This window comes from Hafnia alvei (assembly GCF_900095695.1).
In the GTDB taxonomy this organism is placed as follows: Bacteria; Pseudomonadota; Gammaproteobacteria; order Enterobacterales; family Enterobacteriaceae; genus Hafnia; species Hafnia alvei_B.
In genome coordinates, this window is sequence record NZ_FMIQ01000073.1 from 116,019 (window position 1) to 126,962 (window position 10,944).

General features: G+C 48.2%; 9 protein-coding genes. 2 read left to right on the top strand and 7 right to left on the bottom strand.

The annotated features are described in order from the left end of the window. Positions 1-240 precede the first annotated feature (240 nt). A complete protein-coding gene (uvrA, locus tag BN1044_RS20485) occupies positions 241-3,072 on the top strand; it encodes an excinuclease ABC subunit UvrA (protein ID WP_072310222.1) in 2,832 nt (943 codons plus the stop codon). Positions 3,073-3,172: 100 nt separating this feature from the next. On the opposite strand, the gene BN1044_RS20490 is transcribed toward uvrA, so the two are convergent. The 7 genes from BN1044_RS20490 to BN1044_RS20520 form a co-directional block, all read right to left on the bottom strand. Next, positions 3,173-3,520, bottom strand: a complete 348-nt coding sequence (locus BN1044_RS20490; protein WP_004097014.1) for an MmcQ/YjbR family DNA-binding protein — start codon at positions 3,518-3,520, stop codon at positions 3,173-3,175. Next, positions 3,513-3,941, bottom strand: coding sequence for a secondary thiamine-phosphate synthase enzyme YjbQ (locus BN1044_RS20495; protein WP_025798547.1), 429 nt, complete (start codon positions 3,939-3,941; stop codon positions 3,513-3,515). Before BN1044_RS20495 ends, BN1044_RS20490 begins: the two co-directional genes overlap by 8 nt. A 199-nt stretch (positions 3,942-4,140) precedes the next feature. Next, on the bottom strand, positions 4,141-4,614 hold the full coding sequence (locus tag BN1044_RS20500) for a DUF1097 domain-containing protein (RefSeq protein ID WP_072310223.1): 474 nt from the start codon (positions 4,612-4,614) through the stop codon (positions 4,141-4,143). Continuing rightward, the gene (locus tag BN1044_RS20505; protein ID WP_072310224.1) at positions 4,614-5,885 is read right to left on the bottom strand and encodes a NupC/NupG family nucleoside CNT transporter; all 1,272 of its coding nucleotides are present in this window, start codon (positions 5,883-5,885) and stop codon (positions 4,614-4,616) included. The genes BN1044_RS20500 and BN1044_RS20505 overlap by 1 nt, the downstream gene beginning before the upstream one ends. Before the next feature lie 251 nt (positions 5,886-6,136). Continuing rightward, positions 6,137-7,075, bottom strand: coding sequence for a pseudouridine-5'-phosphate glycosidase (locus BN1044_RS20510; RefSeq protein ID WP_072310225.1), 939 nt, complete (start codon positions 7,073-7,075; stop codon positions 6,137-6,139). After that, a complete protein-coding gene (locus BN1044_RS20515) occupies positions 7,072-8,190 on the bottom strand; it encodes a PfkB family carbohydrate kinase (RefSeq protein ID WP_072310226.1) in 1,119 nt (372 codons plus the stop codon). Before BN1044_RS20515 ends, BN1044_RS20510 begins: the two co-directional genes overlap by 4 nt. A gap of 422 nt (positions 8,191-8,612) precedes the next feature. Beyond that, positions 8,613-9,803, bottom strand: a complete 1,191-nt coding sequence (locus tag BN1044_RS20520) for an amino acid aminotransferase (protein ID WP_072310227.1) — start codon at positions 9,801-9,803, stop codon at positions 8,613-8,615. 266 nt (positions 9,804-10,069) lie between these two features. Here BN1044_RS20520 and dkgA point away from each other — a divergent pair, with 266 nt between their 5' ends. Next, on the top strand, positions 10,070-10,900 hold the full coding sequence (dkgA, locus tag BN1044_RS20525) for a 2,5-didehydrogluconate reductase DkgA (protein ID WP_072310228.1): 831 nt from the start codon (positions 10,070-10,072) through the stop codon (positions 10,898-10,900). Positions 10,901-10,944: the final 44 nt, after the last annotated feature.

Consider the following 10,944-nt stretch of genomic DNA (forward strand, 5'->3'; position numbering starts at 1 on the left):
TATTGTGCCATAATTGATCGTTTCAAGCATCGTTGTGTACTACTAAACTCGCCAAATATCGCAGCAGGCCGCGCCGTTACTGGTCTTAGCGTATTTTAAGCGACCGAGTACGCTACGCAGACCAAGATTATCCAGAGCCTATCCCAATAGGTACTCCGCTGTTGCCCGCTGTGTACGATTTATCAGCAAACAGCGGTAGGTAAGCCTAATGAGATGGGTTCTTCATCCGGGAAGTCGTTAATGGATAAAATAGAAATACGGGGTGCTCGCACCCACAACCTGAAAAATATTAATCTGATCATTCCTCGCGACAAGCTGATTGTTGTGACCGGTCTATCAGGCTCAGGCAAGTCCTCTCTGGCGTTTGATACGCTGTACGCTGAAGGCCAGCGCCGGTATGTCGAATCGTTGTCTGCCTATGCGCGTCAGTTTCTTTCTTTGATGGAAAAGCCAGACGTTGACCACATTGAGGGTCTGTCTCCGGCAATTTCCATTGAGCAGAAATCTACCTCACATAACCCGCGTTCAACCGTGGGGACAATCACTGAAATCCATGACTATCTGCGTCTGCTGTTTGCCCGCGTTGGTGAGCCACGCTGCCCGGATCATGATGTTCCCTTAGCCGCACAAACCGTCAGCCAAATGGTTGATAACGTGCTGACGCAGCCGGAAGGTAAGCGTCTGATGTTGCTGGCACCGATCGTCAAAGATCGCAAAGGTGAGCATACTAAAACGCTGGAAAATCTGGCGGCACAAGGCTATATCCGCGCTCGCATCGACGGCGAGGTGTGCGATCTTTCCGATCCTCCCAAGCTGGAGCTTCAGAAAAAACACAGCATCGAAGTGGTGGTCGATCGTTTCAAAGTACGCGATGACATGGCACAACGCTTAGCGGAATCCTTTGAAACCGCGCTAGAGCTGTCTGGCGGCAGCGCGATTGTTGCCGATATGGATGACGCTAAAGCGCCTGAGCTGTTGTTCTCTGCAAACTTTGCCTGCCCAATTTGTGGCTACAGCATGCGTGAGCTTGAACCACGTTTGTTCTCATTCAACAATCCAGCAGGGGCTTGCCCAACCTGTGATGGCTTGGGCGTACAACAATATTTCGATCCCGATCGCGTGGTGCAAAACGCCGAGCTATCACTGGCCGGCGGCGCAATTCGCGGCTGGGATCGTCGTAACTTCTACTATTTCCAAATGCTGAAATCGTTAGCAGACCATTATCATTTTGATGTGGAAGCGCCGTTCGGTAGTTTGGATGCTAAAACGCAGAAAGCCGTGCTGTATGGCTCCGGCAAAGAGTCGATTGAGTTTAAATATATCAACGACCGTGGCGACATTACGGTGCGCAACCATCCGTTCGAAGGCGTGTTGCACAATATGGAGCGCCGCTACAAAGAAACAGAATCTTCTGCGGTACGCGAAGAGCTATCGAAATTCATCAGCAACCGTTCATGCGCATCGTGCCACGGCACTCGTCTACGTGAAGAAGCACGTCATGTGTTTGTTGAGAACACCACGCTGCCTGTGATTTCAGATCTTAGCATTGGTGATGCTCTGACGTTCTTCCGCGATCTGAAACTGCAGGGCCAGCGTGCGCAGATTGCCGAAAAAATCCTGAAGGAAATCGGCGACCGACTGAAGTTCTTGGTTAACGTAGGCCTGAACTACTTGAGCTTGTCCCGTTCTGCCGAAACGCTTTCCGGCGGTGAGGCGCAGCGTATTCGCTTGGCAAGTCAGATCGGCGCAGGTCTGGTTGGGGTGATGTACGTGCTGGATGAGCCTTCAATCGGCTTACATCAGCGTGATAACGAGCGACTTCTGGAAACCTTGATCCACCTGCGCAATCTGGGTAACACCGTGATTGTGGTGGAGCACGATGAAGACGCCATTCGCGCAGCCGATTACGTGATTGATATCGGCCCAGGTGCGGGCGTGCACGGCGGCGAAGTCGTTGCTCAAGGCTCGGTGGATGAGATCATGGCGGTGCCTGAATCCCTCACCGGCCAGTTCCTTAGCGGTAAACGTGAAATCGCGGTGCCTGCGGAACGCGTTCCTGCCGATGCCACCAAAGTACTTAAGCTGATCGGTGCCAGCGGAAATAACCTGAAGGACGTTACGCTAACGCTGCCTGTGGGGCTTTTCACCTGTATCACCGGTGTTTCTGGCTCCGGTAAATCCACGCTGATTAACGACACCCTGTTCCCGATTGCGCAAACCCAGCTAAACGGTGCAACGCTCGCGGAACCGGCGCCTTATCGCGCGGTGGAAGGAATGGAACATTTCGATAAAGTTATCGATATTGACCAAAGCCCAATTGGCCGTACGCCACGATCAAACCCAGCAACCTACACCGGTATCTTTACGCCAGTACGCGAGCTGTTTGCAGGTGTTCCTGAATCACGCGCGCGCGGCTATAACCCTGGGCGTTTTAGCTTTAACGTTAAAGGCGGACGCTGTGAAGCCTGTCAGGGCGATGGGGTTATCAAGGTTGAAATGCATTTCTTGCCGGATATCTACGTACCTTGCGATCAATGCAAAGGTAAGCGTTATAACCGTGAAACGCTGGAGATTAAATACAAAGGCAAGAGCATCCACGAAGTGCTGGATATGACGATCGAAGAGGCGCGTGAGTTCTTCGATGCAGTCCCTGCGCTGGCGCGTAAGCTGCAAACGCTGATCGATGTTGGTCTATCCTATATTCGCTTAGGTCAGTCAGCAACCACGCTATCTGGCGGCGAAGCGCAGCGCGTGAAGCTGTCTCGCGAGCTCTCCAAGCGCGGGACCGGCCAAACCCTGTATATTCTGGATGAACCAACCACCGGCCTGCATTTCGCTGATATTCAGCAACTGCTGGCGGTATTGCATCAATTGCGCGATCAGGGCAACACCATCGTGGTAATTGAGCATAACTTGGACGTGATAAAAACAGCTGACTGGATCGTCGACTTAGGACCAGAAGGCGGCGGTGGCGGTGGTCAGATTCTGGTATCAGGGACACCGGAAACTGTGGCTGAGTGTGAGCAATCACATACTGCTAGATTCTTGAAACCGTTACTTATTAAAAAATAGAGTACCGTTACAAGCCGAAAATTAATGCGCCCCGATGAGAACGATCATCGGGGCGTTTTATATTTTGGCATTCGCTATCTGCTTACATATTAAAGAGAGATTACAGCCCTTGGCGGGTTTGCTCACCGACATGGTTAAGCGCTAAAGAATAAGAGCCATCAACCAGTTTATAGAGCAAAGAATCATTGAGGGTACCGTCGAGGAAAATCGTACTCCAATGCGCTTTATTCAGGTTAGGACTTGGAACAATATCTTTATGTTCGCTGCGCAGTTGCGCTGCCTGCTCACAGCTCATTTTAAGCGCTACGGCAGGACGACCTTCTACATGGTCGACCATCGCAAACATCACGCCGCCTACTTTAACCTGATTTGCTCGCCAACGATTTTGGACGCTTTGCTCTGCCCCCGGTTTAGCCATGCAGTATTGCAAAAATGCCGAATTATTCATGAACAATATCCCCTTGTATAGTTGCGACGATCCGGCGCGTACCGCCGTGCACGCGGTGTTCACCAAACCATATCCCCTGCCAGGTTCCCAACTGTAGCTTTCCCCGACATATCGGTAACGTTAAGGAAGCCCCTAACAGCGAAGACTTAATATGCGCAGGCATATCATCATCGCCTTCATAGTCGTGCTCATAGGGAGCATCTTCGGGGACCGTTCGCATGAAGTGTTGCTCCATATCGTAACGGACAGTGGGATCACAGTTTTCGTTGAGGGTTAACGACGCGGAGGTGTGCTGCAGCAGCAGATGCAATATCCCTACCTCGACAGAGGCTAACTGTGGGAGTTTCTCGATAATTTCATCGGTGACCAGATGGAAACCACGCGGCTTTGCATGCAAAACAATAGTGTGCTGATACCACATCTTCAGACGTCCTTAACTAGTATATTCTTTGTACAATAGTCGGCAACTTTTGAGCATCAAAAGTTATGTAAAGACCTCGTTAGCCTACGCCCCGGACAGATAGTTTGCAGCAGTCAATTTTCCTCGGCATGAAAACTCGCGCAAAAAAACCCATGTATTTTTGATACATGGGCTAAAAAATTAATTAATTTGTTTAATATTAATTAGTTATATTTATCTTCCATTGGTTTGCCATCCATGCTCCGCTGCTTTGCATCAGGAAACCGAATATTCCTCCTAGGCACAGCGCCAAAACCACCGATAACCACTCGGACTGCGAGCCAAATAGCGCACAGGCACCGATAAAACTGCCGGGCACAAAGCAAAGCACGCGCAGTCGGGATTGAGCACACATCATGAAGGATATCGCCCCCGTCGTCGCTGCTGCGTAGCTAACGCCTGTCGAGGCCGTCAGAGCCATTGCAATGGCAGCCCAGCTTGCCCCACTCACATTAGCCGCTAGGCCACGACATAAACCCAGCAGCCCTTTGCTGGGAATAGCAAAATAGGTTGTGCAGCCTAAAAAGCCAATCCAGCTCATGAGTGCTAACTGCTCGGCTAGCCATGCCCAAACACCGGATAAAATACCGGTGCTTAGCGCAAGACAAAGCAGTAACCGTGTGTCTTTTTTCATTATGAAACTATCGCTAATGCCCCAAGCCCGATGAACAAACCTGCAATCGTTGCGCTCATCAAGTTGGAAAGAGTTGCCGCAAGCAAAGCGCGTAATCCTAGGCGTGCAATGTCCGATGCACGCTCTGGAGCAACAGCGCTAAAGGCACCCACTACCACCGCAATTGATCCAAAGTTGGCGAAACCACAGAGAGCAAAAGAGATAACGGCAATGGTTTTTGGATCTAAAGCACCCGCAGCATCCTTGAGATAGGGAGAGAAATTCACGTACGCGACAAACTCGTTAATGGCCAGTTTCTGTCCTATTAAACCACCAGCCAGTGCAGAGTTATCCCAGCTCACGCCCATGATGTATGCCAACGGAGAGAAGATATAACCCAACAGGCTTTCCAAGCTGACACCTGACCAACCAAACAACCCACCGACGCCACCAATGATGCCGTTGATCAACGCAATTAACGCAACAAACGCCATCACCACCGTCGCCACGCCAACGGCGATCTTCAGACCTAGCATTGCACCGCTCGCCGCCGCTTCAATAACACTCGCGGGGCGCTTATCGCTGAATGACATCTGGCTAAACTCAACCTGAGACTCCTCTGTGGCGGGGCTAAGCATACGCGCAAATAAGATCCCGCCGGGGATCGCCATCAACGACGCAGCTAGCAAGTACTCGATGGGCACACCTAACCCCGCATAGCCCACCAGCATGGAACCCGCAATTGACGCCATTCCGCTGCAAATTACCGTAAAAAGTTCGTTGCGGTTCATTTTGCTAATAAATGGTTTGAGCACCGCCGGAAGTTCGTTTTGCCCGAGAAATATCGTGGTGACCGCTGCAAACGCCTCTACTTTGCTCACTCGCATCATTTTCTGGAACACATAACCAAGAATATTAATAACCCAGCCCATCACGCCGATATAATAAAGAATCGAGATCAGCGAAGTAATAAAAATAATTGCGGGTAATACATGGAATGCGAAAACAAAACCAGCACCGTCAAATAACACATTCATTTTTGGGCCAACTAGGCCACCAAAAATAAATGAACTACCCGCATCGCTGTATGAAATAACCTTATTAACCCCACTCGCAATAGCGTTGACCAACCATTTTCCAGCAGGGACATAAAGCATCACTGCACCCAAAACAACCTGTAATAAAAGTGCCGCACCAACCGTTCTTATTTTAATTTTTCTTCGATTATTAGAAAATACAAAAGCGATTAAAAGGAGTATACCAATACCCAACAAGCTGCGTAATAAGTCCATAAATCCGTCCCTTCGATATATGCAGCCATATCCAAAATAATTCGAGTTGCATTGAGGCGGCAAGTAAGTAAATCCCGATGAGCTTACTCAAGTAAGTAATTCGGGTGCACGAGCTGGCCAACAAAAATGCAGCTTGAAGTATGATGGATATATACCTGAAAGAGGATAAGCGTAAAAGCCCATCCACCTTTCAGGTTGGCGTTTTATTTAGTTGTTAATATCAGGATAAAACTTAAGGAGTAACGCTATTTTTATGCTGCGGTCTCCTGGTAGCAACATGCAATCTGAGCGGCTAGTTTTGCATTATTAAATACCAATTGGATATTGGAATGCAGGCTATCCCCTCCTGTGAGTTCCGCGACTCTTGCCAGCAGGAATGGTGTGCTATCTTTCCCATGAACCCCCTGTTCAACCGACTCCTGAACCGCTTGCTCAATCGCCGCGTTGATTTTAGCTTCAGGCATCGCGAATTGTTCAGGGATCGGGTTAGCAATCACCATTCCACCGTCCAAACCAGACTGCCACTTGGTCGCCATCGCCTTCGCTATCTGCTCTGGCTCATCCAATTGAATGCTGACGGAGAATGGGCTAGTACGGCAGAAAAATGCGGGTAAAACCTGAGTTTGATAGCCAATCAACGGTACACCGTGCGTCTCAAGATATTCCGTGGTCAACCCTAAATCCAGAATCGATTTTGCCCCGGCACAAATCACGGCCACGTTGGTTTTTGCCAGTTCTTGTAAATCAGCAGAAATATCAAATGTTTGTTCAGCACCGCGGTGAACACCACCAATACCGCCAGTGGCAAAGACATGAATACCGGCCATTTCAGCAATAATCATGGTCGAGGCCACGGTAGTAGCACCGTTTTTGCCTGCTGCAACGATGAATGGCAAGTCACGACGGCTCACTTTCGCCACGTTGTGACCTTCTTTGCCGAGCAGCTCAATCTCTTCGCGGGATAAGCCTGCTTTCATACGGCCATTAATAATCGCAATCGTCGCAGGTACTGCGCCATTTTCACGGATTTGCTGCTCAACCGCCAACGCCGTTTCGGCATTTTGTGGGTAAGGCATACCATGAGAAATAATGGTAGATTCTAAAGCCACAACAGGGCGATTATTGGCTAATGCCTCAGCAACTTCCGGCGAAATATCCAGATACTCATTGGTCATAACGTTATTTTTCATGATTGTAGTTCCAACAGTTTTTGAACACTGCCATTCGACAGATTAGGGTTATTAGTAAATTCAGAGGAAAGGGTTAACGCGGAACATCCCTGCGCAAAACGGATACTTTCGGCAAGCGTCATGTCTTCAAGCCAACAGCTAGCCAGCCCAGCCATCATGGCATCACCAGCCCCGGTCACATTGACGATGTTCACCGGCAGAGGACTCGACCACCCGCTTTGCCCATCAATTTCACTGTAAAAAACACCGGCCGCTCCCATGCTAAGCGCAATTCGCTGCACGCCTTGGTCATGGAACCATTTAGCCGCCTTAGGCGCATCTTTAGGGCTAGTAATCGTCATCCCGCTGAGGATCTCGGCCTCAAGACGGTTAGGTTTCAACGTATGAATATGTGATAGCCAATTTCGGATCTTGGGTGCTTTAAATGCAGATACGGTATCAACAAATATTGGAACACTGCCGGCGTGGCTAAATAGCCATGCCAAAGCATCTTCGGTAAGGTTGCAGTCAACAATTAATACACCGGCATGCTGAATAAGATCTTTTGACATTGCCAATAATGCGGGCGTCAGTTTTTCTAAAATTCGCATATCATTAATAGCGACCAGCATTTCACCACTTTCATCTAATAAAGAGACATAGGTTGACGTGCTTTCACCATGCAGTTTATGGAAACTATCAATATGAACACCGGCTAACTTTGCCTGCTCTAATAAAGTATCACCGTAAAAATCATCTCCTACTACGGAAATCAGATGGCACTCCCGCCCTAATAAGGCAATATTTTGCGCTATATTTCTCCCGACACCGCCTGGAGTACATTTTATTTTCCCTGGGTTGGAATCTTCATAAACTAATTTAGAGGCTGAGTATCCGCATACATCCATATTCGTAGAGCCTACGGTGACAACATAGCTGTGCTCAGACAATATGTATCCTTTTCCTTTTATATATCCTTTCTTCATTAAGTTCATAATATGTCCTGCTACACCAGAGCGGCTAATACCTAAAACATCGGCAATTTCCTGCTGTGGGATCAAAGGATCACGTCTCAGAAGCTGCAATATCTGCTTTTCTCGGCTAGTCATATTGGACACTTGTTTGTTTTTAAACATGCGTTTGTTTTAAGCCGCCATTGAAAAACAGTAAAGTGGGATTTAGAAGTTTAAGAAGGAATTGGGAAGGCGATCGTAATTAAGATGAATGTGTTTTCATTCATTATTTTGTGAGCAATATCAAGCTATCAATCTCTCGATTTAAACCTAATAACCACAAAAACAAATCATTAAAAATAATGCAGAATTTAGTTCTTTTAATAAATATTTAAAATCATAGAGATAGGAATTTTCCCGTAATGCGCTAACTTTTGTTTGCATAGACACTCATTATCGATTTTGAGTGATTCATCAGCATGTGCCCTTTCAGTTCCAACGAGATCTGTCTCACAGTTGGTGTAGCTGTTTTCAGTGGAAAACTATTGGAGATGAGAAATAAAAAAAGCTCCCGAGAATATCGAGAGCTTCATTAACGATAAGGATTAAACGGCAGCGAATGACTGAGCAACCCGCTGCGCATTGGCGTGATTCATTCCCGCTACGCACATGCGGCCGCTGGCGATCAGATATACGCCAAACTCTTCACGCAGCCGTTCAACCTGCTGAGCACTGAGGCCGGTATAACTAAACATGCCGCGCTGCGACATCAGATAGTCAAAGTTGCGCTGTGGCAACACGGTTTTTAAGCCGTCCACCAGCGTGCGGCGCATTGCAATGATACGCAGACGCATACTTTCAACTTCTTCCAGCCATAAGGCTTTAAGCTTCGGATCGTTTAGCACCGTTGCCACAACCTGAGCCCCAAAGTTAGGTGGGCTGGAGTAAATGCGGCGCACGGTCGCTTTTAACTGGCCTAATACTCGGCTTGCTGCTTCTTCGCTTTCACACACCACGGATAACCCGCCAACGCGTTCACCATAGAGAGAGAAAATTTTCGAAAACGAATTACTCACGAGGCATGGCAACTCTGCCTGAGCCATAGCGCGTATAGCATAGGCGTCCTCTTCCATTCCCGCCCCAAAGCCTTGATAAGCGATATCGAGGAATGGAATAAGCTCACGCGCTTTCGCGATTTCAATCACGCGATCCCATTGCGCATTGGTGAGATCTGAGCCCGTAGGGTTGTGACAGCAAGGGTGCATTAACACGATGCTGCGTGCAGGCAGCTGATTTAGCGTGTTAAGCATCGCATCAAAATTCACACCCAGCGTTTCAGGGTCGAAATAGGGATACTGATGCACTTTGAAGCCCGCACCCGAGAAGATCGCAATATGGTTTTCCCACGTTGGATCGCTGACCCACACCTCAGAATCAGGGAAATAATGCTTTAAAAAGTCGGCCCCAACTTTCAGCGCACCGGAACCACCGATAGTTTGCACCGTAGCAATACGCTTTTGAGCAACCATTGGATGTGTATCACCAAACAATAGGCTCTGGATCGCGCTACGGTATGGCGCTAATCCTTCCATCGGCAGATACAACGACGCAGCACCCTCGCGAGCATTTAGGATCTCTTCCGCAGCAGCAACGGCTTTCAACTGAGGAATAGTTCCCTTTTCGTCATAGTACAGACCGATACTGAGGTTAACTTTATCGGCTCGAGGATCCTGTTTGTAGGTATCCATCAGCGAGAGAATCGGATCGCCTGCATAGGCGTCTACATGCTGAAACACGGGTGCTCTCCTTGAAATCACGGGGGTGTAAAAATATCTTTAACAACACAATAACCTTGTCGCAGACCATAAAGCTATAGCCAATTACTTCGTCCATACCGATCTTTTTGGACTAGGCTTAAAGGATATGTTTCATCATAGCCAAAATAATTTGAGCTGCATTGAGGCGGCAAGTTGAGCGCAGCCAACAAAAATGCTGCTTGAAATATGGCGGGTATGGATCGGATGGAGCTTCTGTTTAGCCTATCCAACTGAAGGAGAAAACGATGTCCACACAACCTATTATCAAACTGAGCGACGGGAATACCATGCCACAGCTCGGTTTAGGCGTATGGCAGGCTTCGAATGAGCAGGTCATCACCGCTATCGAAACGGCGTTAGAGACAGGGTATCGCTCAATCGATACTGCGGCCATTTATGCTAACGAAGAAGGCGTCGGCAAAGCGTTAGCAAACTCGTCAATTGCTCGCGATGAGCTTTTCATCACCACTAAATTATGGAACACAGACCAAGATAATGCGGCTAAGGCGCTGGAAGAAAGCCTAAAAAAGCTGCGGTTAGATTACATAGACCTGTATCTGATTCATTGGCCCGCTCCCGCACAGGATAAATACGTTACCGCGTGGAAATCGCTGATTGAATTGAAAAAACAGGGACTGATTAAAAGCATTGGCGTATGTAATTTTAACATCCCGCACCTACAGCGCCTAATCGATGAAACGGGCGTTTCACCCACCGTGAACCAAATTGAGCTCCATCCTTTGATGCAGCAAAAAACCATGCACGCGTGGAATGCCACCCATCACATTGCCACTGAGTCTTGGAGCCCGCTAGCGCAGGGTGGTGAAGGCGTTTTTGATACTGAAATCATTCATAAGCTGGCGAAAAAGTATGAGAAAACCCCTGCTCAGATTGTTATTCGCTGGCACTTGGATTCAGGATTAATTGTGATCCCTAAATCCGTCACGCCAAAACGTATTCAAGAAAACTTTGGGGTGTTTGATTTTAGATTGGATAAAGATGAGCTGAGCCTGATTGCTAAGCTCGATAGCGGAAAACGTCTGGGTCCCGATCCTGATACGTTTGAAAAGCTTTGATTAATCGCTAAAAAATCCCCGCGGTGTGGTAGCGCCGTTCACCG